Here is a 25236-nt window from a genome sequence, read left to right on the forward strand (position 1 = left end):
CCACTAAGGCCCCTCCGAAGAAGAACCTTCGTTCGACTTGCATGTGTTAGGCATGCCGCCAGCGTTCGTTCTGAGCCAGGATCAAACTCTCAGGTTCAAGTCGGTCTCGCCAAAGCAAAACCGCTCGTCGGGGTCGCCACAAAGCGACACCTAACCCAAGCTCGATTCTGATATCTCGCTTACCTGTCAGATGCGTCTTGCGAACGACCCGAATGTCCAATCCACTCCCGTGGCCCGGACCCCAAGCCCATCCGCCTGCGCATCCCTTCTCGATCACGTTTTCACTTGTCAAAGATCCCTGCCCGCCGAAGCGGACCCGACGCGTCGAGCCACCGGCTTTCCCGGTGGGTCAGAGCGATCAAGGTCTGGAAGGTCTCGGCGGAGCGCAGACGACATTGCCGTCCGCAGCGGAGGAACTTTTTAAACCAAGAGCCGAATGCGGTCAAGACCTTTTTTCGACCCCTGCCGCCGAAGCGGCCTCCTCACCGTCGCGAGCCCCTGTCCGGGCCCCCCACCGCCGTCGGCCTTCCCTGGAAGAAAGCCCCGCCGGCTGCCGGGGAGCGGGTGTATAGGCGGGCGGCGCCCCGCTGTCCAGACTTTTTTCTCCGGCGTGCGCGTCCGAGGCGCATGGATCGGGCGCATGGATCGGGGGCATGGTGGCCGGGGCCGGGGCCGGGCCGCCATCCTTGTCACGACGCGCGGCCTGGGCAAAGATGCGGCGCCGGCGTCCTGGACAGACGGGGGGCGGCGGCGTATGTATCGACTCAATACCCTTATTGCCGGGACGGCGACACGAGAGGCGTTTCCGATATGCGCCCAAGCGCGCACGCGACGGCCGAGGTGATGGCGCAGGTGTTGCGCACCACCGCCAGCCTCGCGTTCACCGAAGGGCTCAATCCCGCCCAGTGGGCGGCGTTGCGCTATTTCGCGCAGGCGACGCCGAGCGGCCGCAGCGTGGTGGCGTTCGCCCGCTACCACGGCACCACCAAGGGCACCGCCAGCCAGACCATCGCCGCCCTGCTGAAGAAGGGGCTGCTCGAGCGCCATCCCGGCGAGCGGGACCGGCGGACCGTCAGCGTGGTGCTGACCGACCGGGGACTGGCCCTTCTCGGTGCCGACCCCCTCAACGAACTGGCGGCGGCGGTCGGAACGCTCAGCACCGACCACCACCATGCCATGGCCGAAGCGCTCGACCAGATCCTGCGCACCCTGCTTCGCCGACGAGCCGGACGTGATGGCGGACTTGATGGCGGGAACGAACCCGACGCCCTGGCCTGAGCACCCCGCCCGGCGGGGCCCGGACGCGCCGCCCTCCGGCGCCCCTTGATCGGGCCGCGCGGCCGGGGGTATCACTGCGCGCAGGGCAGCGGCCGCAGCCAGCGGCGGCGCCCGCCCATCCGCCCGAGGCGCCAATGGCCCGTATCCTGGTGGTCGACGACATGCCGGCGCTCACCGCCCTGCTGCGCGTGGCGCTGGAGGATTGCGGCCACACGGTGGCCGAGGCGCGCGACGGCGCGGCCTGCCTGGAACGGGTGCGCCGCGAGTCCTTCGACGTCCTGGTCATCGACATGATGATGCCGGGCATGGACGGGATCGAAACCGTGAAGCGCCTGCGCGCCGGCGGCCATGACGGCCCGGTGATCGCGATGTCCGGCGGCAGCGACGCCTTTCCCGCCGTGGCGTCCTTGAAATTGTCGCAGATGCACGGGGCCGACCGGCTGCTGTTCAAGCCCTTCGACACGCAGGAGTTGGTCGACGCCGTCGAGTCGCTGCTGGCGGCGCGGGGGGCGACGGCGTGATGGGGGGCGTGACCGGGGCGTGACCGGGACCGGCCGCGGCTGAGCCGGCCGCCGGCGTGAGCGTGGCCATCGGGCTTGACCGGCGGGCACCGATCGGTCATTCGAGGCCGGCCCGTCCGGGGAAGTGCCCGCGACGCCGGCGCCGTCCACAGCCCCGGCACGGAAGCGCGCACCGATGCACGACACGCACCTGCTCCTGGACACGCTGTACCTGCTGCTGGCCGCCATCGTCCTGGTGCCGGCCTTCCAGGCGATGCGCATCCCCTCCGTGCTGGCCTATCTGGCGGCCGGCATCGTCCTCGGCCCCTTCACGCCGGGCCCGGTGGTCGAACAGGGCGTGCCCCAGATGCTGGCCGAGTTCGGCATCGTCTTCCTGCTGTTCGCCATCGGCCTGGAGCTGCCGCTGTCGCGCCTGCGGGCGATGCGGCGCTACATCTTCGGCCTGGGCCTGCTCCAGGTGCTGCTGACCACGGCCGCCATCGCGCTGGCCGCCTACGGGCTGGGCCTGTCCGCCGCCGTGGCGCTGGTGGTGGGCGGGGCGCTGTCCTTCTCGTCGACCGCCACGGTGCTGAAGATGCTGGTCGACCGCGGCGAGACGGTCGCCCGTTTCGGCCGCGTCTCGGTGGCGGTGCTGATCTTCCAGGACCTGGCGGTGGTGCCGCTCCTCACGCTGCTTCCCCTGCTGGCGGCGGAGAGCGCCTCCATTCCCCTGGCGCTCGCCGTGGCGCTGGGCAAGGCGCTGGTGGCGATCGGCGCGATCATGCTGCTGGGCCGGTTCGTGGTGCGGCCGCTCTACCGCTTCGTCGCCTCCGCCCACAGCCCGGAGGTGTTCACCGCCACCAACCTGTTCCTCGTCCTGGCGGTCGGGCTGCTCACCGCCGAGGCCGGCATGTCGATGGCGCTGGGCGCCTTCCTGGCCGGGCTGCTGCTCGCCGACACCGCCTACCGCCACCAGGTCGAGGCCGACATCGAGCCGTTCCGCGGCCTGCTGCTCGGCCTGTTCTTCATGACCATCGGCATGACGCTGGACCTGCCGTTCATGGTCTCCCAGCTCGCCGTCATCGCCGCGCTCACGGTGGCGCTGCTGGCCGGCAAGAGCCTGCTGCTCTTCATCCTGTGCCGCGCCTCGGGGCTGGGAACGGCGACCGCCCTGCGCGTCGGCCTGCTCCTGGCCCAGGGCGGGGAGTTCGCGTTCGTGGTCATCACCCGCGCCCTCGACCTCGGCATGCTGGACGCCGGGACCGGGCAGCTCCTGGCCACCACCGTCGCCTTCTCCATGGCCCTGACCCCGGCCATCGCGGCGCTGGCCCACCGCCTCGCCCAGTGGCACGAAGGCCGGTGGGGGACCGAGGCGTTCCGCCTGGAAACCAGCGACCTCAGCGGCCACGTGCTGATCGCCGGCTACGGCCGCGTCGGCCGCGCCATCGCCCGCGTGCTCACCCGCAACGGCATACCCTACGTGGCCCTCGACCTCGATCCGCAGCGCGTGGCATCGGCCCGCGAGGGCGGCCTGCCGGTCTACTACGGCGACGCCAGCCAGGCCGGGGTGCTGCGCGCCGCCGGGATCGACCGGGCCCGCGCCGCGGTGATCACCCTGAACCGGCCCGCCCTGGCGGAGAAGGCGGTGGACGCGATCCGCACCCACGCCCCGCGCCTGCCCATCATCGCCCGGGCCCACGACCTGCGCCAGCGCGGCGCGCTCAACGCCGCCGGGGCCTCGGCGGTGGTGCCTGAGACCATGGAGGCCAGCCTGCAGATGGCCGGCCTCGCCCTGCGCTCCACCGGCATGGAGGTGGACTCCGTCGAGCACAGCCTCGACGAGTTCCGCCGCGACAGCTACGGCGCCCTCGCCGACGACGAGGGAGGGCGGCCCCAGGACCCCGCCGCGCACGCCGCCGCGGACGGCGGGCACTGATCGCCGACGCACCTCCCGCGGGCATCGACGGCGGCGCCACGCGCCCCGGTATCATTGGCCATACGGACGATTGAAGGGACCGATCATCTTCCTCTAGGCTTGCTCCAACGAGGCGAACGCCCGTCACGCGTATCCCGACGAACACACGCGGACACGAGGGAGGACATCGTGAGAGCAAGGCTTGTTTCGGCGGCATCGGCCGCCCTGGCTTCGGCGGCATCGGCCGCCCTGGCTTCGGCGGCTTCGGCCGCCCTGGTGGTGACGGCGGCGGCGACCCTGACGGCGGCGGTCGCCGCGCCCGGGGAGGCCCGCGCCGACAACCTCCAGCGACTGCAGCAGTTCAAGACCACCGGCACGCCGCTGCGCATCCAGGAGGTGGAGCAGGGCGGCGCGCGCGCCGACGCCATCCGGCGGAACCTGGCGCGGATCACCCTTCCACCCGGCTTCTCCATCGACCTCTACGCCCTCGTCCCGGACGCCCGGCACATGGCGGTCGGCCCGAACGTCGGCGTGGTGTTCGTCGGCACCCGGAAGGCCGACGCGTGGGCGGTCACCGACCGCGACCGCGACCGCATCGCGGACGAGGTCAAGCGCTTCGCCCCGTCCGTCGATTTCAAGGTGCCGAACGGCCCCTGCATGAGCCGCGACGGGTTCCTGTTCATCGCCGAGCACAACCGCGTCCTGGTGTTCCCGGCGGCGGAGTTCTTCTACGAGAGCCCGGACGTCGCCGTCGGCGAGGTGGTGCCCCAGGGCCAGCTGGTCCCGGTCGACGAGGAGTCCTTCAACCACGGCGCCCGCGTCTGCCGGATCGGGCCGGACAACAAGCTCTACGTGAGCCTCGGCCAGCCCTTCAACGTGCCCGCCGCCGACAAGCTGGAGTTCTACGCCAAGCACGGGATCGGCGGCATCGTCCGCATGGAGCGCGACGGGAAGAACCGGGAGGTTTTCGCGACCGGCATCCGCAACTCGGTCGGCATGGATTTCAACCCGGCCAACGGGGAGCTGTGGTTCACCGACAACCAGGTCGACGGAATGGGCGACGACGTCCCGCCGGGCGAACTGAACCGGACGACCGCCCCGGGCCAGAATTTCGGCTTCCCATGGTACGGCGGCGGCGCCGTGCGCACGGTGGAATACGCCGGCGAGGCCGTCCCCGAGGGCGTCACGCCGCCGCAGGTGGAAATGCCGGCCCACGCCGCCGACCTCGGCATGACGTTCTACACCGGCTCCCAGTTCCCGCCCGCCTACCGGGGCGGGATCTTCAGCGCCCAGCACGGCTCGTGGAACCGCACGACGCCGGTCGGCGCACGGGTCATGTTCACCCCCATGACCGCCGAGGGTGCCGCCGGGGAGCCCCAGGTGTTCGCCGCGGGATGGCTGGACAGCGCCACGGGCGAGTACCTCGGCCGGCCCGTCGACGTCGTCCAGTACCTCGACGGGTCGCTCCTCGTCTCCGACGACCTTGCCGGGGCGATCTACCGCATCGCCTACACCGGACCCTGAGTGGCGCGGGCCGGGGCGCCCACCGCCCCGGCCCGCGGCACCGGATCACCCCGCCGTGCCGCCTGCCACCGGGCCCCGTCCGACCAGGATTCCTTTCGATCAGGACCCGTCCGCCCATGCCCCCAGCGTCCCTGCCCTCCGCCCCGTGCCGCCCCGCGCGGACGGCGCTGCTCGTGGTCGTCGCCACCGCGTGGGGTGCGGTCGGCGCCGTCCCGGCTCTCGCCGCGGACCCTCCGGCGGCGCCCCCTCCGCCGGCACCGGCCGCGGCCCGGGTCTGCCAAACCTGCCACGGCCGGGACGGGGTGGCGCCGATGCCGCGGGTGCCGCACCTGGCGGGGCAGGACGCCTGGTACCTGGCCGAACAGTTGAAGGCGTTCCGCGCCGGCACCCGGCGCAACCCGCAGATGGACGTGATCGCCAAGACCCTGTCCGACCAGGACATCGCCGCGCTCGCGGCCTGGTACGCCGGATTCGAGATCGCCGTGACCGGGCGGCGGTGAGCGGATGCCCGGGAGGGTGGCCTGGACGGGGTGGCCGCGTCAGACCCGCTCGCCCAGGCTCTCCGCCGCGGCGTCGATCACCGCCGGGTGCATGCGCACGGTGGCCAGCGCCGCCTCCCGGTGGACCTCGCCCACGGCCACCGTCACCACCGTGTCGGTGCCGTGGCCGTGCAGCGACTCGCGGATTTCGGTGGCGCGCGTTTCCACGCCGCCGAACCGCGCCCGCAACAGCCCGATCACGTCGGACTGGACATGGTGCCCCTTTGCGCTGGGGTAGGCATAGACGATGTTCATGCGCGTCCTGGCCGTCCCGATGGGAAGACCACCCTCATGCAGTTGCCGGTCCTGTTCCAAACCCATGTGGTGGCGGCCGGCGTTCCCGTCGAGCGGCGCATTGTGCGTCATCAGATCGGCAGGCCTGGGTCACCCGTTCCGATGGGGCGGGCCGACCTTCGGCCTAGCGCCGGCCCCGGTCGCCGCGCGGACGGGCCGCGACACCCATGCGGCATCGCGCCTTGACAGCCGCACCACCCGACCGCAGATTACCGGCCATGGGACCCTTCGACCGCACGGACACGCTTCGACTTACGGACCCGGCGCGCTGACAGCGTCCGGGCCCTTCGCGTTTCCCCATGCATGCAACAGGTCGAAGCCACCCCTCCCATGAGCCCCCACCGTCGACGTTCGGCTCCCCGGTTCACCGGAACCCTGCCCACGCTGCGACTTACCGGCGGCCGCCGAGCCTGTCCGGCTCCTCGGCGGCCGTGACCCGCGCCGGTTCCTCGACCGACCCCGACACGACACCCCCTTTCGCGGGGGCCCAGGGAGCAGCAGCACCATGAACCACGCCATCACCTCGCGCGGGACGCCCGCCACCACCGCCCGGCGCATGCCGGCGGAGAAGTACACCCCCTTCCGCCCGGTCACCCTGCCCGACCGCCAGTGGCCCAACCGCACCCTGGACCGGGCCCCCGCCTGGTGCTCGGTCGACCTGCGCGACGGCAACCAGGCGCTGATCGAGCCGATGGGGCCGGAGCGCAAATGGGCGATGTTCGACCTGCTGGTCACCCTGGGCTTCAAGGAGATCGAGGTCGGCTTCCCCGCCGCCTCGCAGACCGATTTCGACTTCTGCCGCGACCTGATCGAAAGCGGACGCCTGCCCGACGACGTGACCATCCAGGTGCTGACCCAGGCCCGTGAGGAGCTGATCCGGCGCACCTTCGACGGCATCCGGGGCGCCAAGCGGGCGATCGTCCACCTCTACAATTCGACCTCCGAGCTGCAGCGCCGCGTCGTCTTCGGCATGGACCGCCAGGGCATCGTCGACATCGCCGTGGCCGGCACCCGGCTGGTCAAGGCCATGGCCGCCCAGCATCCCGAAACCGAGGTGATCCTGCAGTATTCGCCGGAGAGCTTCACCGGGACCGAGCTCGACTTCGCGGTGGAGGTCTGCGAGGCGGTGGCCGCGGTGTGGCAGCCGACGGCGGAACGGCGGATGATCGTCAACCTGCCGGCGACGGTGGAGATGTCCACGCCCAACGTGCACGCCGACCAGATCGAGTGGTTCTGCCGCACCATCAAGGACCGCGACCGGTTCATCGTGTCGCTGCACCCCCACAACGACCGCGGCACCGGCGTCGCCGCGGCCGAGCTCGGGCTGATGGCCGGGGCCGACCGGGTCGAGGGCACCCTGTTCGGCAACGGCGAGCGCACCGGCAACGTGGACATCGTCACCCTGGCGCTGAACCTGTTCACCCAGGGCGTCGACCCCGGGCTGGTGATCGACGACATCGACGCCGTCCGCCGCGCCGCGGAGCATTGCACCCAGCTGCCGGTCCACCCGCGCCACCCCTACGCCGGCGAGCTGGTGTTCACCGCCTTCTCCGGCTCCCACCAGGACGCCATCAACAAGGGCCTGAAGGCGCTGGCCAAATCCAATTCGGGCAAGTGGGAGGTGCCGTACCTGCCGATCGACCCGCAGGACATCGGCCGCAGCTACGAGGCGGTGATCCGCATCAACAGCCAGTCCGGCAAGGGCGGCATCGCCTATGTGCTGGAGACCGAGTACGGGTTGCAGATCCCGCGGCGCCTGCAGATCGAGTTCTCCAAGACGGTCCAGGCGATCGCCGACGAGACCGGCAAGGAGCTGACGCCGGGCCGCATCTGGGACGCGTTCCGGGCCGAATACCTGGACAACGAGCGGCCGCTGGCGCTGGTGGAGCACGCCACCGAGCCGCGCGGGCCCGGCTCGGGGCCGCGCGCCTTGACGTCGGTGCTGATGCGCGAGGGCCGTCCGGTCACCATCCGCGGCCGCGGCACCGGGCCCATCGACGCCTTCCTGGACAGCCTGCGCCGCGACATGGGAATCGACCTGCACGTCGTCGACTACCGCGAGCACGCGGTCACCACCGGCGAGGACTCCCAGGCCGCCGCCTACGTCGAGGTCCGCACCGGCGACGGCCGCACCCTGTTCGGGGTCGGCATCGACCCCGACATCGTCACCGCATCGCTGCGCGCCCTGGTGAGCGCAGCCAACCGAGCAACCCGCTGACGGTGCCGCGCCGCCAGAGCGGGTTCGCCCCACCCTCCCCCGCGCCCGTCGTGGGGGAGGGACGGGACCCCACACGGGCGCCGCCGCCGGCGCCCGCCGCTGCCGCCCCCCTGCCGGCCGCCGCTGACGCCGGCTGACGCTGACGCCGGCCCCCGCTGGCGCCGGCCCCCGCTGGCGCCGGCACCCGCTGGCGCCGGCTGACGCGCGGTGGCAGGCCACGCCAAAATGTTCTTGATACGTTCCATGCGCGATGGCATCCTCGCCCCATGGTCGATGCAGTGCCGGATCGCGCGCGCAAGGGACGGGGCGCCGTCGGGAATCCCGACGGGCGATTCGAACGGTCCACCCGCACCGCGGTGGACGACGGGTGGGGGTCGGCGGTCGACGACGACCTGCCGCCCCTGCGCACCACGCTGTCCGTCGACACCAGCCGCACCGTGCTGGCCCGCAACGAGTCGCCGGACGTGCCGTTCGAGCGCTCGCTCAACCCCTACCGCGGCTGCGAGCACGGCTGCATCTACTGCTTCGCGCGGCCCAGCCACGCCTATCTCGGGCTGTCGCCGGGCCTGGACTTCGAAACCCGCCTCTTCCACAAACCCGACGCCCCGGAGCTGCTGGCCCGCGAGCTGCGGGCAAAGGGCTATCGGCCCTCCACCATCGCGCTCGGTGCCAACACCGACCCCTATCAGCCGATCGAGCGGTCGCTGGGCCTGACCCGCCGGGTGCTGGAGGTGCTCGACGCCCACCAGCACCCGGTCGGCATCGTCACCAAATCCGCCCTGGTCCTGCGCGACCGCGACCTGCTGGCCGGCATGGCCGCGCGCAACCTCGTCCATGTCTGCGTGTCGATCACCACCCTGGACCGCGGCTTGGCCCGGCGCCTGGAGCCGCGGGCCTCCTCCCCGGCGCGGCGGCTGGAGGCCATCCGCGGGCTCGCCGACGCCGGGGTGCCGGTGGCCGTTCTGGTCTCCCCGGTGATCCCCGGCCTCACCGACCACGAGATGGAGGGCATCCTCGCGGCCGCCGCCGCGGCCGGGGCGCGGGGCGCCAACACGATCCTGGTCCGGCTGCCGCGCGAGGTCGGTCCGCTGTTCGAAGAGTGGCTGCGCGAGCACGCGCCCGACCGCGCCGAACGGGTGCTGGGGCTGATCCGGGCGTGCCGGGGCGGGGCGCTCTACGAAAGCGGATTCGGGGTGCGGATGAGCGGGCGCGGCCCGTACGCGGCCATGCTGTCACGGCGCTTCGCCCTGGCCTGCCGCCGCCTCGGCCTGGGCGGGCGGTGGGGCGGCCTGGACACCAGCCGCTTCCGCGTCCCGCCCGCCCCGGGCGACCAGCTCACCCTGTTCTGAGCGGCGCCGGCCCCGGCCCGTCCGGCGACGGCCGGATTCCGGTCGCATCCCGAAGTATGAAATTTCCGAGACGGTCCCTTGCCGCGCGTCATTCCATGGCAACCCCAAATCATCGGGAAAGCCCGGCGCCCCCGGCGCCCCCCGAGCCCCCCTTCTGGTCGAACCGCGGCACAGTTGATCAAGACAACGATGTGGCTCTTGTCTTTGGACGTCTCCGTCGTTCCACGATGTGGAACGTGGGCGCACAACTGACGTGCCGACAAGCGGAGCATTCCGGACCACGCCACGTCACGAAGGATAGCGGTGTGCTTCGCGTGGCGCGGCACCGACGGCGGCCCATCATCACGGTGCATTCTCGCCCCCGGCTGGACTATTGTGCCGTCGTCATCGGTTCTATTTTGCCCGGGGATACTTACGCGAAGGCAACGTTTCCATTTGACCACTGCCCTCCCCGCGCCGGGCCGGCCCCTGTTCGGCGGTATACCGCGGCCGCCGGTCCGCTCCGGGGCCATTGCTGGCCGGCCAAACATTTTGCGACTCGGTGGATCCGCGTTGCGCCCGGCAAACAATTTCATGCCAATACGATTGGCATTTCGCGTTTTTCTCGACGCGGAAGATGAAATCCTGTATCTGATTGTCGCGTGTAAGGGCATTCGCCCTGGGGAGCATCCACGGGCCGTTGCCGATCACCGGCCCGTGAAGTGCAACGACCAACATTGAGTCGTGGGAGGACACTCCATGAATGACCACAAATACAATGTGGATAAAAGCAACTCCGCAATCGCCTATTGGAAGGAATCGCTGCGCCTCATCCTCGGCTGCCTCGTCGTCTGGTTCATCGTCTCCTACGGCTTCGGCATCCTTCTCGTCGAACCGCTGAACAGCATCCGCATCGGCGGTTTCCAGCTCGGCTTCTGGTTCGCACAGCAAGGGTCGATCTACGTCTTCATCGCCCTGGTCTTCTTCTATGCCTCGCGCATGAACAAGATCGATCGCGATCACGGCGTGCACGAAGACTGATCGGGGAGTCGCCGGACCATGGATCTCAAGACACTCACCTACCTCGTCGTGGGCGCCAGCTTCGCGCTCTACATCGCCATCGCCATCTGGGCGAAGGCGTCCACCACCGGCGAATTCTACGTCGCCGGCAAGGGCGTGCACCCCGTCGCCAACGGGATGGCCACGGCCGCCGACTGGATGAGCGCCGCGTCGTTCATCTCGATGGCCGGACTGATCGCCTTCCTCGGCTACGGCGGCTCGGTCTACCTGATGGGGTGGACCGGCGGCTACGTGCTGCTGGCCATGCTGCTGGCCCCGTACCTGCGCAAGTACGGCAAGTTCACGGTGCCCGAGTTCATCGGCGACCGCTACTACTCCAAGGCGGCGCGCCTCGTCGCCGTCGTCTGCCTGATCTTCATCTCCTTCACCTACGTCGCCGGCCAGATGCGCGGCGTCGGCATCGTGTTCTCCCGCTTCCTCGAGGTCGACATCCTCACCGGCCTGATCGTCGGCATGGGCATCGTCTTCATCTACGCGGTGCTGGGCGGCATGAAGGGCATCACCTACACCCAGGTGGCGCAGTACCTCGTCCTGATCGCGGCCTACACGGTGCCGGCGGTCTTCATCGCCTTCCAGCTCACCGGCAACCCGCTGCCGCAGATCGCCATGGGCTCGGAGCTGACCGACGGCGGCTTCATGCTCGACCGCCTCAACCAGGTGGTGACGGAGCTCGGCTTCGCCGAGTACACCGCGGGCAACAAGAGCATGATCGACATCTTCGCCATCACCCTGGCGCTGATGGTCGGGACGGCCGGCCTGCCCCACGTCATCGTCCGCTTCTTCACCGTGCCGAAGGTGCGTGACGCCCGCTCCTCCACCGGCTGGGCGCTGGTCTTCATCGCCCTGCTTTACACGGTCGCCCCGGCGGTGGGCGCGATGGCCCGCTACAACCTGACCACCACCATCCAGACCGGCGAGGTCGGGGCGCCCGACGGCAACCTCGTCTACGAGACCCGTCCGGAGTGGTTCAAGCGCTGGGAGCCGACCGGCCTTTTGAGTTTCGAGGACAAGAACGGCGACGGCCGCATCCAGTACTACAACGACAAGAACCCGGCCTTCGCCGAAAGGGCGGCCTCCTACGGCTGGCAGGGCAACGAGCTGACGGTGAACGGCGACATCATGGTGCTCGCCAACCCCGAGATCGCCAAGCTGCCGAACTGGGTCATCGCCCTGGTGGCCGCGGGCGGCATCGCCGCCGCGCTCTCCACCGCCGCCGGCCTGCTGCTGGTGATCTCCTCGGCCATCTCCCACGACCTGCTGAAAAGCACGTTGACGCCGGACATGTCCGAGAAGTCGGAGCTGATGGCCGGCCGCATCGCCGCGGCCGGGGCCATCCTGATCGCCGGCTACCTCGGCTACAACCCGCCGGGCTTCGTCGCCCAGGTCGTCGCCTTCGCCTTCGGTCTGGCCGCGTCCTCGCTGTTCCCGGTCATCCTGATGGGCATCTTCTCCAAGACCATCAACCGCGAAGGTGCCATCGCCGGCATGATCACGGGCCTGGTCTTCACGATGGGCTACATCATCTACTTCAAGGGCGTGTTCATCGCGCCGATGGCCGACAACATCCCGGCCAACTGGCTGTTCGGCATCTCGCCGGAAGGCATCGGGGCGGTCGGCATGCTGCTGAACTTCGTCGTCGCCTTCCTCGTCAGCAAGGCGACGGCGGCGCCGCCGCAGGAGGTGCAGGACCTGGTGGAGATGATCCGCCTGCCCTCCGGTGCGGGGGCGGCCCAGAGCCACTGATCATCACGCGCGCCGGGGCGGCGCGCCACGCGCCGCCCATCGACGCGGGCCCCGGGGTCTCCCCGGGGCCCGTCTTCTTTTTCGCGCCGATTGGGGGTATACCGATGGCCGAGGACGGCAGCCGCCGCGGCCGCCCGAGGCAGACCGCCCATCCCACCCGGGAGTCCGACATGGACGCCGCATCCGCCGACACCAGCGCCTTCCTGGCCAGGCACCACCCGTTCGACCTGCTGCCTCCGGGCGTGCTGGCCGAGACCGCCGGGGCGGCCTCCGCGGTCGACGCGCCGCGCGGCACCGTGGTGACGAAGCCGGGCGACGCGGTCGACACCCTGTACGTCGTCCGGTCCGGAGCGCTGGAGCTGCGCGATCCCGCCGGCCAGCTGCTCGCCCGCCTCGACGAGGGCGACTGCTTCGGCGTGCGCGCCATCCTGCGCGGCGGGATCGCCGTCAACCGCAGCGAGGTGCTGGAGGACGCGCGCCTGCTGCGCCTGCCCGCGGCGCTGTTCGACCGGCTGCGCCGCGACCACCCGCCATTCGCCTATTATTTCGCCGCGTTCGACGGCGGTCGCCTGCGCGATTCGTTCGCCTCGGCGGCGGCGCCGCGCAACCTCGACCTGCTGACCAAGAACGCGGCGGCGCTGCTGACCCGCGGCCCCGTCACCATCGGCGCCGCGGCGGCGGTGCACGAGGCCGCCCGGCTGATGCGCGACGAGCGCGTGTCGGCGGTGCTGGTGGTGGAGGACGGCGCGCTCGCCGGAATCCTCACCGACCGCGACCTGCGCAGCCGGATGGTGGCCGAGCGGCGGCCCTACGACACGCCCGTGGGGGCCGTGATGACCCGCTCGCCCCATGTGGTGCAGGCCGCCGACCAGGCCTTCGACGCCCTGGTGCTGATGACCCGCCACAACATCCACCACCTGCCGGTGATGGACGGCGCGACGGTCGTCGGCTGCCTGTCCGGCTCGGCCCTGGTGGACAGCCACACCACGTCGCCGGTCTACCTCGCCCGCAAGATCCACGAGTGCACGACCCCGGCGGAGCTGCGCGAGGTCATCCTGCGCGTGCCCACCCTGGTGCACGAGATGGCCGAGTGGGGCGGATCGGCGCGCAGCATCGGCCGCGTCGTCACCAGCCTGACCGACGCCACGACCGTCCGCCTGCTGCGCCTGGCCGAGGACCGTCTGGGCGCCCCACCCGTCCCGTACGTGTGGATGGCCGCGGGCTCCCAGGCGCGCCAGGAGCAGACCGCCCTGTCCGACCAGGACAACTGCCTGATCCTGTCGGACTCCTACCGCGAGGCCGAGCACGGCGCCTATTTCCGCGATCTCAGCCGCTTCGTCTGCGACGGTCTGGACACCTGCGGCTACGTGTACTGCCCCGGCGAGATGATGGCGATGACCGACCGCTGGCGCCAGCCGCTGGCGGCGTGGCGGGAGTCCTTCCGGCGCTGGATCGAGGAGCCGGAACCGATGGCGCTGATGCTCTCCAGCGTCTTCTTCGACCTGCGCCCGGTGCACGGCGACGCGGCGCTGCACGAGGCGCTGGCCGGCGGCATCCTGGAGAAGACGCGCAAGAACCGCATCTTCCAGGCGTACATGGCGCGCAACGCGCTGTCGCACCAGCCGCCGATCGGCTTCTTCGGCAACTTCGTGCTGTCCAGCGGCGGCGACCGCGGCCATGCGCTGGACCTCAAGCACACCGGCGTGGTGCCGATCGTCGATCTCGCCCGCGTCTACGCCCTCGCCGCCGGCGTGCGCGCCGTCAACACCTTCGAGCGCCTGACCGCCGCGGCGGGCGCCAAGGCCCTCAGCAAGGAGGGCGCGCTCGACCTCACCGACGCGCTGGAGTTCATCGGCCTGACCCGGCTGCGCCACCAGGCCGGCATGATCCGCGAGGGGCGCAAGGCCGACAACTTCCTCCAGCCCGCCGAACTGTCGAGCTTCGAGCGCAGCCATCTCAAGAGCGCCTTCGGCGTGGTCAAGACCATGCAGGCGTCGATGGCCTCGGCCTACCAGCTCGGCCGGTTCTGACCGCCGCCCCGCGCCGCCCGCCCCCACAGGAGCCCGCCGTCCGGTGTTTCTCGAACTGTTCTCCCTGATCTGCGTGGCCTTCGCCGCGTGCGGCGTCCTGCTGCTGGGCGCCCGTGCCCTGCGCCTGCGCCTGCCCCGCTACGCGGTGCCGCTGGTCGCCGCGGCGGCGATGATCGCCTTCACCGTGTGGCTGCGCTACACCTGGGCGGAGCGCACGGCCGACGCCCTGCCCGCCGGCTCGGTGGTGATCGCCGCGATGCCCTACGATGGATTGCTCGAGCCCTGGACCGCGCTGCTCCCGCGCACCGCCGGTCTGCTGGTGCTGGACGGCGCGGCGACCCTGCGCAACCCGGACCACCCGGACATCCTGGTCGTCACGACCCGCCTGCTGGAGGAGCACCAGGAGCCCCTGTCCCTGCAGCAGTTCGTCGACTGCGCCGGGCGCCGCCGCGCCCCGCTGACCGACGCGCTGGGACCCGAGGGCCTGCCGCCGGACGACGCCTGGAGCGCGGGCGGGCCGCCGGCCCTGTTCGAGGCGGCCTGCAACTAAGGGCCGGAGGCCCCCTGCGCCGGCGACGGCGGTGCCGCCGCCTGCACGGCCCGTTCGCGCAGCTCCCGGCGCACCACCTTGCCTGTGGTGGTCATGGGCAGCGCGTCGACGAAGGTGATGGCGCGCGGGTACTCGTGGGCGGCCAGGCGCCGGCGCACGTGGTCCTGGATGGCGCGCGCCAGCTCCGGCCCGGGCGCCACCCCGTCCTGCAGGACGATGAAGGCATGGACGATCTCGGTGCGCAGCGGGTCGGGGACACCGACCGCCGCGGCGAGGCGCACGGCGGGATGGCCGAGCAGGCAGTCCTCGATCTCCCCCGGGCCGATGCGGTAGCCGGACGAGGTGATGACGTCGTCGGCCCGCCCGACGAAGCGGATGCCGCCGTCGGCCTCGACGACGCCGCGGTCGCCGGTGACCAGCCACTCCCCGACGAACTTGTCCCGGGTCGCCGCCGGCTTGTTCCAGTACTCCAGGAACATCACCGGATCGGGCCGGCGCACCGCGATGTCGCCCAGCGTCCCCGGCGGCGGCTCGGCGCCGGTCTCGTCGATCACCGCCACCCGGTGGCCGGGGACCGGGCGCCCCATGATCCCCGGCCGGCCCGGCATGACGGCGCCGCACGACGAGACGATCATGTTGCATTCGGTCTGGCCGTAGAACTCGTTGATGGTGACGCCCAGGGCGCGCCGGCCCCACTCCAGAAGTTCCGCCCCCAGCGTCTCGCCGCCCGACGCGACGGAGCGCAGGCGCAGGCCCTGGCGGACCCCCGGGTCGGCCACGGCGCGCAGCATCTTCAGCGCGGTCGGCGGCAGGAACGCGTTGCGCACGCCGTGGGCCGCCATCAGGCGGAACGCCGCCGCGGCGTCGAACTTCTCGAAGCGATGGGCCACCACCGTCACGCCGTGGTGCCACGCCGGCAGCAGCACGTCGAGCAACCCGCCGATCCACGCCCAGTCGGCCGGCGTCCACATCCGGTCGCCGGGTTGCGGGAACAGGTCGTGGGACATCTCGACCCCTGGCAGATGGCCGAGCAGCACGCGATGCGCGTGCAGGGCCCCCTTGGGCGGGCCGGTGGTGCCCGAGGTGTAGATGATCAGCGCGGGGTCGTCGGCGTGGGTGTCCACCGGGGTGAAGACGGCGGACTGGCCGGCGAGCAGGCCATGGAAATCGAGCGCCCCGTCGGCCGTGCCCGCCGCCCCGCCGTCCACGCTCAGCACGGTCGTCAGGTCCGGCAGGCGCCCGCGCAGGGGCGCGAGCTTGGCCGCGCCGGCCCGGTCGGTGACCACCACCCGGGCGCCGCTGTCGGCGAGGCGGTGGTGCAGCGCCTCCTCGCCGAACAGGCTGAACAGCGGGACCGCGATGGCCCCCATGCGGTAGGTGGCGAGATGGGCCAGCGCCGTTTCCGGCGCCTGGGGCAGCAGCACCGCCACCCGGTCGCCGCGCCCCACCCCCAGCCCGCCCAGCAGGTTGGCCAGCCGGTTGGCATCCCGCCGCAGCGCGGCGAAGCTGTATTCGGCAACGCCGCCATCGCCGCGGATGTGGATCAGGGCGACGCGGCCGGGGTGGCGGTCGGCCCAGCGGTCGCAAACGTCCACGCCGATGTTGAAACGCTCGGGAACCGCCCAGCGGAACCGCCCGGCGATCTCCTCGTAGGTCCCGCCCCGGGGCAGCATGCCCGTCCTCCCCTCTGCGTGTGCGCGCGAGGGGCGAGCTTAGGCCGGGACCGTCCGCCCCGCCAACCTTTCGTGGCACCGGCCCGTCGTCACACCGCGACGGCCCCGAGATAGGACCGCACCACCCGGGGGTCGGCGACCACCTCCGCCGGGGTGCCCTCGGCGATCCGCTCGCCGTGGTCGAGCACCACCACCCGGTCGGACAGGGCCATGACCGCGCGCATCACGTGCTCGATCATCAGGATCGTCAGCCCCTCGCCGCGGTTCAGGCCGCGCAGCACCTCGACCATGCGGTCGACCTCGGTGGGCCGCAGCCCGGCGAGCACCTCGTCGAGCAGCAGCAGCCTCGGCCGGGTGGCCAGCGCCCGCGCCACCTCCAGCCGCTTGCGGTCGGGCAGCGTGAGGCTGCGCGCCGGCCGGGCCGCCTGGTCGTCGAGGCCGAGCCGGGCCAGCACCGTCCGGGCGTGGCGCCGCGCCGTCTCGACCGAGCGCTCCCGGGCGAGGGCGCCGATCAGCACGTTCTCCTCCACCGACAGGCTGGCGAAGGGCCTCACGATCTGGAAGGTACGGCCGATGCCGGCGGCGCACACGCGGTGCGGCTTGAGCCCGGCGATGGCGCGTCCCTGCAGGCGGACCGTCCCCTCGTCCGGCGGGTGGACGCCAGCGATCAGGTTGAAGGTGGTCGTCTTGCCCGCGCCGTTGGGGCCGATCAGCGCGACGATCGTCCCCTCGGGAACCACGAACGAAACGTCCGACACGGCCTTGAGGCCACGGAAGCGCTTGGACACGCCCTCGACCTCCAGGAGCGCGGGGCCGGTCATGGCGCACCCTCGCCGTCCGGGCGGCGGACGAGGCCCAGGCGCCGGGCCAGCCAGGGCCACACCCCCTCGGGCCGGAACACGACGATGGCGGCCAGGGCGCCGCCGTAGACCAGCAGCTTCAACCCGGGAAGGTCGGTGCCGGTGAGCGCGATGGCGTGGGTCAGCGCCTCGCCCAGGGGGGTCAGGATGAAGGCGCCGAGAATCGGCCCGAACAGCGTGCCGATGCCGCCGATGATCGCCGGCAGGATGATCTCGATGGACCGCGCCATGGAGAACACCTGCTCCGGGAACAGGGTGTTGAAGTAGAAGGCCTGGAACACCCCGCCCACCGCCGTCAGCGCGGCCGACACCATGACCGCCGCCATGCGCGCGGCGAACAGGTCGACGCCGACCGCCTCGGCCGCCTCGGCGTCCTCGCGCACCGCCAGCCAGCGGTAGCCGAGCCGGCTGTGCAGGAGCACCCGCGCCAGGGCGAGCGCGCCGAAGGTCAGGGCCAGCGCGACGTAGTAGAACAGGGCCGGCGCCCCGCGCAGGTTCAGCGGGTCGGCGCCGCCGCCGGGATCGACGGGCAGGAAGAACCCGCCGGAGCCGCCGGTCCAGGCGATGTGGTCGAAGCCGATTCGCGCCACCTCGGCGAAGGCGATGGTGAGCAGCGCGAAGTGGACGCCGCGCACCCCGAAGCGGAAGCCGAGGAAACCGATGAACCCGCCCGCCGCCGCGGCCAGCGCCATGCCGGCCCACAGGCCGAGCCACGGGCCGACGCCGACATGGACGAACAGCGCCGCGCTGGCGTAGGCACCGAGCCCGACGTACAGGGCGTGGCCGAGCGAGAGCAGCCCGGCGAACCCCATCATCACGTTCCATGCCTGGCCGACATAGGCGAACCACAGCACGGTGGTGAGCACGCTGAGGGTGTAGCGGTCGGCCACCAGCGGGGCCGCCAGCAGCGCGGCCACGAACAGCGCCAGGGCGAGGCCGCCGCGCCCCGTCATGAGCGACGCCCCAGAAGCCCCTGCGGGCGCAGCAGCAGGACCAGGATGAGCACGGCGTAGCTGACCAGGGTCTTCAGGGACGGCACGAACAGGAACCCGGCCAGCGCCTCGGTCACGCCGATCAGCACGCCGCCCAGCAGGGCGCCGGGCAGGCTGCCGAGGCCGCCGACGATGACGATGATGAAGCTGAGCAGCGTGTACTCCGGCGCCAGTTGCGGGCGCACCTCCACCACCAGGGCCATCAGCGCCCCGGCGATGCCGACCACCGCCGCGCCGACGCCGAAGGTGAAGGCGTAGAGCCCGTCGAGGTCGAGGCCGACCACCCGCGCCCCCAGGGGGTTGTCGGCGCAGGCGCGGATCGCCGTGCCGGTGCGGCTGTAGCGGAAGAAGGCGAACAGCGCCGCCGCCACGGCCACCGCGCCGATGCCGGCGCGCACCCGCACAGCGTCCAGCACCAGCGGCCCGACCTCCACCGCGTCGAACGCGTAGTCGACGTGAACGCCCCGCGAGTCCGGGCCGAACACCATCAGAAGGGCGTTGACCAGGATGGTCGCCACCCCCAGCAGCAGGATGAACTGCATGTGCTCGGGGCGTTCGACGAACCGGTTCACCAGGCCGCGTTGCAGCCCGTAGCCGAAGGCGAACAGCACCGCGGCGATGATCGGCGCCGCCAGAACCGGATCGAGGCCAAATCCGGCGAACAGCAGCACCGCACCGTACATGCCGGCCACCATCATCTCGCCGTGGGCGAAGTTGACGATGCGCACCACGCCGAAGATGACCGACAGGCCGAGCGCCGCCAGCCCGTAGACCAGCCCGGTCAGGACGCCCGACGCCACGATGTTGAGATAGAGGTCGAAAGGCATTGTCCGCCGCACCCGCGCGATCGCCGTCTGCGGCGTAGCAGCCCGCCCGGTGCGGACGCAAGAAGAGAGTGGCCGCGCCACCGGCGCGGCGTCAGGGGCGGGTCGGCGTCGCGCCCGGCGGCGGCCGGCGTTCCAGGGCGGCCAGCCGGGCCGCCAGGGCGCCGTGCAGGCAGGCCCGGGCGGCGGCGGCGGTCGCCGGATCGCCCTCGCTGCCGCGGCGGAGCCAGCAGGTCGCCCCGGTGCGCTCCTCGAAGCGCCGGTCCTCGATGCGCCAGGCGATGGCGGCCTCCGCCCGGGCGGCCGCGGGAAGCGCCGCCAGCCGGGCCTGGGCCAGGCCGCGGATGCGGCCGTCGAGCGTCGCCAGCGCGGGATCGTCGCAGCGCAAGCGATGCAGCGGCGCGGTGGCCCCGGGGCAGCGGGGGTCGGCGATGACCGGCGGTGGCGGATCGCGCCGGCGTGGCGCCGGCGCCGGGCCAGGCATGGCGGCCGGCGTCGCGGCCGGCCGCGGGGGCGGTGCCGGGGGCAGCGCGGCGGGGCCGCCGGCCGCGCCGGCCACCACGCGGACCGGCGTGCCGACGGGAACCAGGGAGAACACCGTCTCGATGTCCGCGGGGAGCATGCGAAAGCAGCCGCCGCTGGCCTGCCGACCGACGGAGTCGGGGCGGTTGGTGCCGTGGATGGCGTAGGTCGGCCAGCCCAGGTCCAGGGCGTGGCGCCCCAGCGGATTCGCCGGGCCCGGCGGCACGGCGCGCGGCAGGCCGGGATCGGCGCGGCGCTGGTTGGCGGTGGGGTGCCAGGTCGGGTTGCGCCGCTTGCGCACGACGGCGGTGTCGCCCAGCGGGATGGCCACGCCCGGCCGGCCGATGGCCACGGGAAAGGACCGGGCGGGCTCGCCCGCACGGTGCAGGTAGAGGCGCCGGTCGGCCAGGCTGATGACGATCGACGGGGAGGCACCGTCGCCCGCGGCGGCAGCCGCGGCGGCGGCCGGCGGCGCAAGCAACGCCGACAGCATCGTGAGGACGATCGTCACGACCGCGCCCCCGCGCCGCCCCCCCCTCCAGGATCTGGCCATGTCCATGGGCCAAGGGAACGACAATTCCGCTAAGGCCGTGTTAATCCAGCCCTCGGGCCGCCGGGAAAAGCGTTCGCCAATCCGCAGACCCTGCCTGTAGACTGCGCCCCGGCAACATCGCGCGCGGAAATCCCGGGGAACAGGCGTCATGGACAGCATCGATCAGGCCTTGTCGGTCGCCACCGAGCACCACAGGGCGGGGCGCACCGCCGAGGCGGAGCGTCTGTACCGCGACGTCCTCGACCGCTCCCCCGGCCACCCCGACGCGCTCCATCTGCTGGGTGTCCTGTCGCTCCAGGCGGGTCGCGCCGCCGAAGCCGCGGAGATGATCGCCCAGGCCATTGCGGGCGACGATGCGTCCACCGTCTTCCACGCCAATCTCGGTCACGCGCTGCACGCGCAAGGGCGCACGCGCGAGGCGGCCGAGAGCTTCGCCCGGGCCCTCCTCCTGGTCTGCAACAGCGGCGAGGACACCGGCAACAGCCTGAACGCCCTGACCGCGCTGATCCTGCGCTACGACCAGGACAGCCGCGAGGCGGCGGCCGAGGTGATTCGCCGCCACTACGCCATGGGCGACGTCATGCGCCGCCTCTCCTTGCCGGCGCACCTCACCGGCGACGCCGGCCACTACCGCGAGCTGGTGGCCGCGATCGTCGCCGAGCCGCAGCGGTTCACCGTTCCGTCCCTGCACTACGCGTACTGGGGCATGGCCCGGCAGGTGTTCATGGGAATGATCCGCCGCGGCCCTCTGTCGGCCTTCGTCACCGAGGACCTGCCGCGCCTCTACGACCTGCTGGTGGAGGAGACGGCGCTGCGCTACGCCACCGCGTCGCGCCTGCGTCCGGCCGGCCCGCGCGCCGGCGTCCAGCGAATCGCCCTGGTGACCAACCAGATGCTGGGGGCCGGCCACCAGCCGACGCTGGACGCCTTCGATTTCGCGCGCCGGTTGCAGGAAGAGCACGGCCGCGACGTCGTGATCGTCAACGCCAACACCATGGCGGCGGCGGTCGAGAACGGCTTCGTGCCCGATTTCACTTACAACGTGACGGAGGAGTACAGCGGCGTCCAGACCATCGAGGCGTTCGGCGCGCGGGTGCGGATGGCGTCCTTCCCGCAGCACCGCTTCGACACGGAGAAGGTGCACGCCATCGTCGACTGGGTCGGGGGGTTCGATCCCGACGTCGTCATCGCCTTCGGCGGCTCCAACATCATCGCCGACCTGTTCGCCGACACCCGCGCCGTGGTCTTCCTGCCGACCGCCGCCGGGCTCCCCAACACCCACGCCCGCCTCGTCCTCGGCTACGACGGGGCGGACCGCCCCGACGGCTGGCCGCCGGGTCTGGCGGCGCGCTTCCGTCCCTTCAGCTTCGGCTGGACGCCGCCGCCGTCCTCCTCGGTGCTGACCCGGACGGAACTCGGGCTCGGCACCGAGGGCGCCCTGTTCGTGGTGGTCGGCAACCGCCTGGACCAGGAGGCCGACCAGCCCTTCCTGGACCAGGTCGACCGCCTCCTCGACCGGCTGCCCGACGCCACCGTGGCCTTTGCCGGCGAGGTCCAGGCGCTGCCGGGGCGGCTGGCGCTGCTGCGCAACGCCCCCCGGGCGCACAGCCTGGGCCACGTGGCGGATGTCCGGGCCCTGCTGCGGCTCGCCACCGCCGTTCTCAACCCGCGCCGTCAGGGCGGCGGCGGCAGCGCCGCCTTCGCCCTGGCCGAAGGGGTGCCGGTGGTGACGACACCCGACGGCGACGTGGCCCGGGTGGTCGGACCGGATTTCACGGTCGACAGCGACGCGGCGCTGCTGGACCGCGCCGTGGCGCTCGCCAGCGATCCCGCCCTGCTGGCCGCCCAGGCGGCGGCGGCGCTGGCGCGCTTCGCCGTCGCCGGGGACCGTGGCCGCGCCGTGGCCCGGCTGCTCGAGCTCTGCGGCGAGGCGGCGGCGGGCTGAGGCCGCCCGCCGGAGGCGTCAGCCGCGCGTGCGCCAGCCCGGCATCGGAAAGATCGGCGCGGCCTCGGCCGACGCCTCCGGCAGCACCACCGTGGGCCGGGACTCGCGGTTCTGCACGCAGGCCGACGCGAGGTTGACGTTCTGCCCCCGGGCGTCGAAGGTGATCGCCGGCCCGACCATCATCTTCTGCTCCAGTGCGGTCGTCCGCAGGGCGTCGAGCATCGGCTCGGACGCGGCGCTGCCGGCCCGCCTGAAGGCGTCGGCGGCGACCAGGATCGCCTCCAGCGTGAACGCCACGTTGAACGCGTAGCCTTCGAACCGGTCGCCGGGGAAGGCCTTCTCGAACGCCGCCCTGGCCCGTCCGGTCAGGTCGGCCTTGGGATCGTACCAGGGCAGGTTGGTGATGGCATAGTCGGCGTATTTGCCCAGCACCTTGTAGGTCTGCTCGTCGTACAGGCCGGGCGATCCCGGCGACACCACGCCCATGGGCTCCCAGCGCTGCTTCACCATCTCCTTGATCATCATGATCGCGTCGTTGGCGCGGGTGGTGACGATGGCGAGGTCGGCTCCGGTCGCCTTCGCCCGGGTCACCTCGATGGCCAGGTCCTGGGCCTTGGGATCGTAGGCGATGCTGTCGACGACGGCGAACGGCATGCCCAGGGTCGGGAACAGCGCGTCCATCGCCGCCTTGTTGGCCATGCCGAAGGTGTCGTTGGCGTGGAGGAACACCGCGGACGCGGGCGTCGCGCCGGTCACCCGGAACAGCTCCTTCATCAGCGACAGGCCGTTGGACACCAGCATGGTGCTGGTGGGGAAGTTGCGGAACACGGTGCGGTGGCCCTGCTCCGTCAGCTTGTCGGCGGCGGCGATGTTGATGACCAGCGGGACGCCGCGCTGCTCGCAGACCTGGGCCGCGGCCGCCGTCTGGCCGCTGTCGAAGGCGCCGACGATGACGCGGGCGCCGTCGTCGATCAACTTCTCCGCCCGCGCCCGGGCCACGTCCACGCTGGATTCCGTATCGGCGGACAGGATCTCGATGCGGTAGCCCAGGTCGCCGAGCACCGCCGGCGCGATGTCGGCGCCGCGCTGGCAGGCCTGGCCGGGCTGCGCCAGATGGCCCGACCGCGGCAGCAGGACGCCCACCCGCAGGGCGGTCTCCTGGGCGAAGGCCGGCGCCCGTCCGACGGCGGCGAGCGCCCCCAGCGCCGCCGCCGTCCGGCCGAAGCGGCGACGGGTGAGGCCGGACGGGAGGGGCGCTGGGGGCACCATCGTGCGCGACGGGTCGCTGGGCATGGCGGGCCTCTCCCTCCGGACGTGGTCTCGGCTTCCCGAACTGTCGCCGAAGAGGGCGGCATTGCAAAGGGGATTCCGCTACGCTGGACCGCCCCGTCCCGCGCCGCGCCGCACCGGAGTCGCCCGTCATGGCCACCATCGCCGAAGCCCTCGCCGCGGCCCTCGCCCACCTCAAAGCCGGCCGGCTCGCCGAGGCGGAGATCCTCTACACCCGCATCCTCGACGTCGAGCCGGAGGAGCCGGAGGCCCTGCACCGGCTGGGCCTGGTGCACGCCCGCCGCGGCAGCAACGACCGCGCCGCCGAGCTGATCGCCCGCGCCACGGCCGCCGAGAACGCCGACCCCGACGCCCTGTTCAACCTGGGCGTCCTGCACCACGTGGCGCTGCGCACCCAGGAGGCCATCGCCTGCTACCGCCGGGCCGTCTCCCGGCGCCCGGACTTCGTGGACGCCGAGTACCACCTCAGCGAGGCGCTGCAGGCCATCGGCCGCATCGGCGAGGCGCTGGAGGTTCTGGAGCCCCTGCTCTCCCGCCACCCCGGCTTCGAGCCGGCGCGCCGCCAGCGCGGCGACATCGAGGCGGCGCTCGGCCGGCCGGGCGCGGCGGTGGCGCACTACGAGGAGGCGGTCGCCCTGGCCCCCGGCGACGCCCTGGCGCGCGCCCGCCTCGACGAGCAGCTCGCGCTGTTCCGCAGACGCCGCGCCATCCTCGACGCCGCGCCCGGCGGGCGCCACGACCTGCGCGACGTCACCATGCTCGTTCCCTTCCGCAAGGATTCCGAGGACCGCGCCCGCAATCTGCGGCTGATCGTGTCCCATCTCGTGAAGCACGCCGACACCACCGTGCTGGTGGGCGAGGACCGCGACGGCCCCAGCGACGTCGCGGCAGCCCTGGGTCCGGAGCTGGCGGCGCGCTGCCGCCACCTGCACCTGACCGGCAACGACACCCCCTTCACCCACAAGGCGCACCTGATCAACCGCATGGTCGAGGCCGCGACGACCCCCATCGTCGCGCTGCACGACACCGACATCGTCGTGGACCCCGTGCAGTATGTGCTCGCCCGCGACGCCGTGCGGACCGGTGCGGCCATGGTCTTCCCGTTCAACGGCCTGTTCTTCTGGATGCTCGGGCCGGCGCCGGTCGCCCAGTTCGCCGCCACCCTGTCGAGCGCGGTGCTGACCGCGCTGGCGCCGCGCCACCCGGTCATGCACAACAACTCGCCGGGCGGCGGCGCCTTCTTCGACCGGGCGACGCTGCTGGCGGCCGGCGGCTACAACGAGCGCTTCCTGTCCTGGGGCTACGAGGACGACGAGATCCAGGACCGCATGCGGCGCCTCGGCCACCGGGTGGAGCGGGTGCCGGGGCCGCTCTTCCACCTGGAGCACGAGCGCCCCCTCAACAGCAGCGACGCCAATCCCTTCCTGGCGGCCAATCGGGCGGAGCTCGAGCGCATCCGCGCGGCGTCCGCCGACGCCATCCGCGCCGACGTCGCCGCCGGCCGGCTGCGCCGCCCGCTGCTCAGCTGCGCGCGCGACCTGGCGCCCGGGTGACCTCCGGCGGCCGGCGCTGTTGGGG

At 72.2% G+C, this 25236-nt stretch carries 20 protein-coding genes and 1 rRNA gene; 13 read left to right on the forward strand and 8 right to left on the reverse strand.

What is annotated here, in order from left to right; translation table 11 throughout:
• Positions 1-97, reverse strand: a 16S ribosomal RNA gene (locus tag AC6H2I_RS29065); the annotation flags it as partial.
• A 713-nt stretch (positions 98-810) separates the two neighbouring features.
• Here AC6H2I_RS29065 and AC6H2I_RS29070 point away from each other — a divergent pair.
• From AC6H2I_RS29070 to AC6H2I_RS29090, 5 genes are all read left to right on the forward strand, one after another.
• A complete protein-coding gene (locus tag AC6H2I_RS29070) occupies positions 811-1278 on the forward strand; it encodes a MarR family transcriptional regulator (RefSeq protein ID WP_497504281.1) in 468 nt (155 codons plus the stop codon).
• Positions 1279-1412: 134 nt separating this feature from the next.
• A complete protein-coding gene (locus AC6H2I_RS29075; protein WP_497504282.1) occupies positions 1413-1799 on the forward strand; it encodes a response regulator transcription factor in 387 nt (128 codons plus the stop codon).
• Positions 1800-1974: 175 nt separating this feature from the next.
• The gene (locus AC6H2I_RS29080) at positions 1975-3714 is read left to right on the forward strand and encodes a monovalent cation:proton antiporter-2 (CPA2) family protein (protein WP_497504283.1); all 1740 of its coding nucleotides are present in this window, start codon (positions 1975-1977) and stop codon (positions 3712-3714) included.
• 168 nt (positions 3715-3882) lie between these two features.
• Entirely contained in the window at positions 3883-5217 is a 1335-nt protein-coding gene (locus AC6H2I_RS29085; protein ID WP_497504284.1) for a PQQ-dependent sugar dehydrogenase, read from the forward strand.
• Positions 5218-5333: 116 nt separating this feature from the next.
• Positions 5334-5717 carry a c-type cytochrome gene (locus AC6H2I_RS29090; protein WP_497504285.1) on the forward strand — a complete coding sequence of 128 codons (384 nt, stop codon included), beginning with the start codon at positions 5334-5336 and terminating at the stop codon, positions 5715-5717.
• A gap of 39 nt (positions 5718-5756) precedes the next feature.
• On the opposite strand, the gene AC6H2I_RS29095 is transcribed toward AC6H2I_RS29090, so the two are convergent.
• A complete protein-coding gene (locus AC6H2I_RS29095) occupies positions 5757-6011 on the reverse strand; it encodes a hypothetical protein (protein WP_497504286.1) in 255 nt (84 codons plus the stop codon).
• Positions 6012-6555: 544 nt separating this feature from the next.
• On the opposite strand from AC6H2I_RS29095, the gene leuA reads away from it, so the two are divergent.
• The 6 genes from leuA to AC6H2I_RS29125 all read left to right on the forward strand — a co-directional run bounded on the left by leuA (position 6556) and on the right by AC6H2I_RS29125 (position 14999).
• Positions 6556-8268, forward strand: coding sequence for a 2-isopropylmalate synthase (leuA, locus tag AC6H2I_RS29100; protein ID WP_497504287.1), 1713 nt, complete (start codon positions 6556-6558; stop codon positions 8266-8268).
• 266 nt (positions 8269-8534) lie between these two features.
• Positions 8535-9617, forward strand: coding sequence for a PA0069 family radical SAM protein (locus tag AC6H2I_RS29105; protein ID WP_497504288.1), 1083 nt, complete (start codon positions 8535-8537; stop codon positions 9615-9617).
• A 759-nt stretch (positions 9618-10376) separates the two neighbouring features.
• Positions 10377-10637, forward strand: a complete 261-nt coding sequence (locus AC6H2I_RS29110; protein WP_497504289.1) for a DUF4212 domain-containing protein — start codon at positions 10377-10379, stop codon at positions 10635-10637.
• An 18-nt stretch (positions 10638-10655) separates the two neighbouring features.
• Entirely contained in the window at positions 10656-12419 is a 1764-nt protein-coding gene (locus AC6H2I_RS29115) for a sodium:solute symporter family protein (RefSeq protein ID WP_497504290.1), read from the forward strand.
• A gap of 170 nt (positions 12420-12589) precedes the next feature.
• Positions 12590-14449: a putative nucleotidyltransferase substrate binding domain-containing protein gene (locus AC6H2I_RS29120; RefSeq protein ID WP_497504291.1), complete on the forward strand. Its 1860-nt coding sequence runs from the start codon at positions 12590-12592 to the stop codon at positions 14447-14449.
• 43 nt (positions 14450-14492) lie between these two features.
• A complete protein-coding gene (locus AC6H2I_RS29125; RefSeq protein WP_497504292.1) occupies positions 14493-14999 on the forward strand; it encodes a hypothetical protein in 507 nt (168 codons plus the stop codon).
• Here AC6H2I_RS29125 and AC6H2I_RS29130 read toward each other — a convergent pair.
• The 5 genes from AC6H2I_RS29130 to AC6H2I_RS29150 all read right to left on the reverse strand — a co-directional run bounded on the left by AC6H2I_RS29130 (position 14996) and on the right by AC6H2I_RS29150 (position 20381).
• Positions 14996-16672 (reverse strand): acyl-CoA synthetase, encoded by a 1677-nt coding sequence (locus tag AC6H2I_RS29130; RefSeq protein ID WP_497504293.1) that lies wholly within the window; start codon positions 16670-16672, stop codon positions 14996-14998. The genes AC6H2I_RS29125 and AC6H2I_RS29130 overlap by 4 nt on opposite strands.
• An 89-nt stretch (positions 16673-16761) precedes the next feature.
• Positions 16762-17493: an ABC transporter ATP-binding protein gene (locus tag AC6H2I_RS29135; RefSeq protein ID WP_497504294.1), complete on the reverse strand. Its 732-nt coding sequence runs from the start codon at positions 17491-17493 to the stop codon at positions 16762-16764.
• Positions 17490-18485, reverse strand: a complete 996-nt coding sequence (locus AC6H2I_RS29140) for a branched-chain amino acid ABC transporter permease (RefSeq protein ID WP_497504295.1) — start codon at positions 18483-18485, stop codon at positions 17490-17492. The genes AC6H2I_RS29135 and AC6H2I_RS29140 overlap by 4 nt, the downstream gene beginning before the upstream one ends.
• On the reverse strand, positions 18482-19351 hold the full coding sequence (locus AC6H2I_RS29145; RefSeq protein WP_497504296.1) for a branched-chain amino acid ABC transporter permease: 870 nt from the start codon (positions 19349-19351) through the stop codon (positions 18482-18484). The genes AC6H2I_RS29140 and AC6H2I_RS29145 overlap by 4 nt, the downstream gene beginning before the upstream one ends.
• Before the next feature lie 91 nt (positions 19352-19442).
• Complete coding sequence (locus AC6H2I_RS29150; RefSeq protein WP_497504297.1) at positions 19443-20381, reverse strand: L,D-transpeptidase; 939 nt, start codon at positions 20379-20381, stop codon at positions 19443-19445.
• Positions 20382-20571: 190 nt separating this feature from the next.
• Here AC6H2I_RS29150 and AC6H2I_RS29155 point away from each other — a divergent pair, with 190 nt between their 5' ends.
• A complete protein-coding gene (locus AC6H2I_RS29155) occupies positions 20572-22368 on the forward strand; it encodes a tetratricopeptide repeat protein (protein ID WP_497504298.1) in 1797 nt (598 codons plus the stop codon).
• A gap of 18 nt (positions 22369-22386) precedes the next feature.
• Here AC6H2I_RS29155 and AC6H2I_RS29160 read toward each other — a convergent pair whose 3' ends face one another.
• Positions 22387-23661, reverse strand: coding sequence for an ABC transporter substrate-binding protein (locus AC6H2I_RS29160; protein ID WP_497504299.1), 1275 nt, complete (start codon positions 23659-23661; stop codon positions 22387-22389).
• Between the two features lie 128 nt (positions 23662-23789).
• Here AC6H2I_RS29160 and AC6H2I_RS29165 point away from each other — a divergent pair, with 128 nt between their 5' ends.
• Positions 23790-25211 carry a tetratricopeptide repeat protein gene (locus tag AC6H2I_RS29165; protein ID WP_497504300.1) on the forward strand — a complete coding sequence of 474 codons (1422 nt, stop codon included), beginning with the start codon at positions 23790-23792 and terminating at the stop codon, positions 25209-25211.
• The last annotated feature ends 25 nt before the right edge of the window (positions 25212-25236 follow it).

Source organism: Azospirillum sp. NS33 (assembly GCF_059703765.1).

What these genes read in the sequence shown, in the direction of transcription:
- AC6H2I_RS29120 (WP_497504291.1), top strand. Translation starts at nt 12,590, where the DNA reads ATGGACGCCGCATCCGCCGACACCAGCGCCTTCCTGGCCAGGCACCAC.
- AC6H2I_RS29075 (WP_497504282.1), top strand. Translation starts at nt 1,413, where the DNA reads ATGGCCCGTATCCTGGTGGTCGACGACATGCCGGCGCTCACCGCCCTG.
- AC6H2I_RS29160 (WP_497504299.1), bottom strand. Translation starts at nt 23,661, where the DNA reads ATGCCCAGCGACCCGTCGCGCACGATGGTGCCCCCAGCGCCCCTCCCG.
- AC6H2I_RS29105 (WP_497504288.1), top strand. Translation starts at nt 8,535, where the DNA reads ATGGTCGATGCAGTGCCGGATCGCGCGCGCAAGGGACGGGGCGCCGTC.
- AC6H2I_RS29115 (WP_497504290.1), top strand. Translation starts at nt 10,656, where the DNA reads ATGGATCTCAAGACACTCACCTACCTCGTCGTGGGCGCCAGCTTCGCG.
- AC6H2I_RS29135 (WP_497504294.1), bottom strand. Translation starts at nt 17,493, where the DNA reads ATGACCGGCCCCGCGCTCCTGGAGGTCGAGGGCGTGTCCAAGCGCTTC.
- AC6H2I_RS29130 (WP_497504293.1), bottom strand. Translation starts at nt 16,672, where the DNA reads ATGCTGCCCCGGGGCGGGACCTACGAGGAGATCGCCGGGCGGTTCCGC.
- AC6H2I_RS29070 (WP_497504281.1), top strand. Translation starts at nt 811, where the DNA reads ATGCGCCCAAGCGCGCACGCGACGGCCGAGGTGATGGCGCAGGTGTTG.
- AC6H2I_RS29145 (WP_497504296.1), bottom strand. Translation starts at nt 19,351, where the DNA reads ATGCCTTTCGACCTCTATCTCAACATCGTGGCGTCGGGCGTCCTGACC.
- AC6H2I_RS29165 (WP_497504300.1), top strand. Translation starts at nt 23,790, where the DNA reads ATGGCCACCATCGCCGAAGCCCTCGCCGCGGCCCTCGCCCACCTCAAA.
- AC6H2I_RS29080 (WP_497504283.1), top strand. Translation starts at nt 1,975, where the DNA reads ATGCACGACACGCACCTGCTCCTGGACACGCTGTACCTGCTGCTGGCC.
- leuA (WP_497504287.1), top strand. Translation starts at nt 6,556, where the DNA reads ATGAACCACGCCATCACCTCGCGCGGGACGCCCGCCACCACCGCCCGG.
- AC6H2I_RS29140 (WP_497504295.1), bottom strand. Translation starts at nt 18,485, where the DNA reads ATGACGGGGCGCGGCGGCCTCGCCCTGGCGCTGTTCGTGGCCGCGCTG.
- AC6H2I_RS29090 (WP_497504285.1), top strand. Translation starts at nt 5,334, where the DNA reads ATGCCCCCAGCGTCCCTGCCCTCCGCCCCGTGCCGCCCCGCGCGGACG.
- AC6H2I_RS29155 (WP_497504298.1), top strand. Translation starts at nt 20,572, where the DNA reads ATGGACAGCATCGATCAGGCCTTGTCGGTCGCCACCGAGCACCACAGG.
- AC6H2I_RS29095 (WP_497504286.1), bottom strand. Translation starts at nt 6,011, where the DNA reads ATGAACATCGTCTATGCCTACCCCAGCGCAAAGGGGCACCATGTCCAG.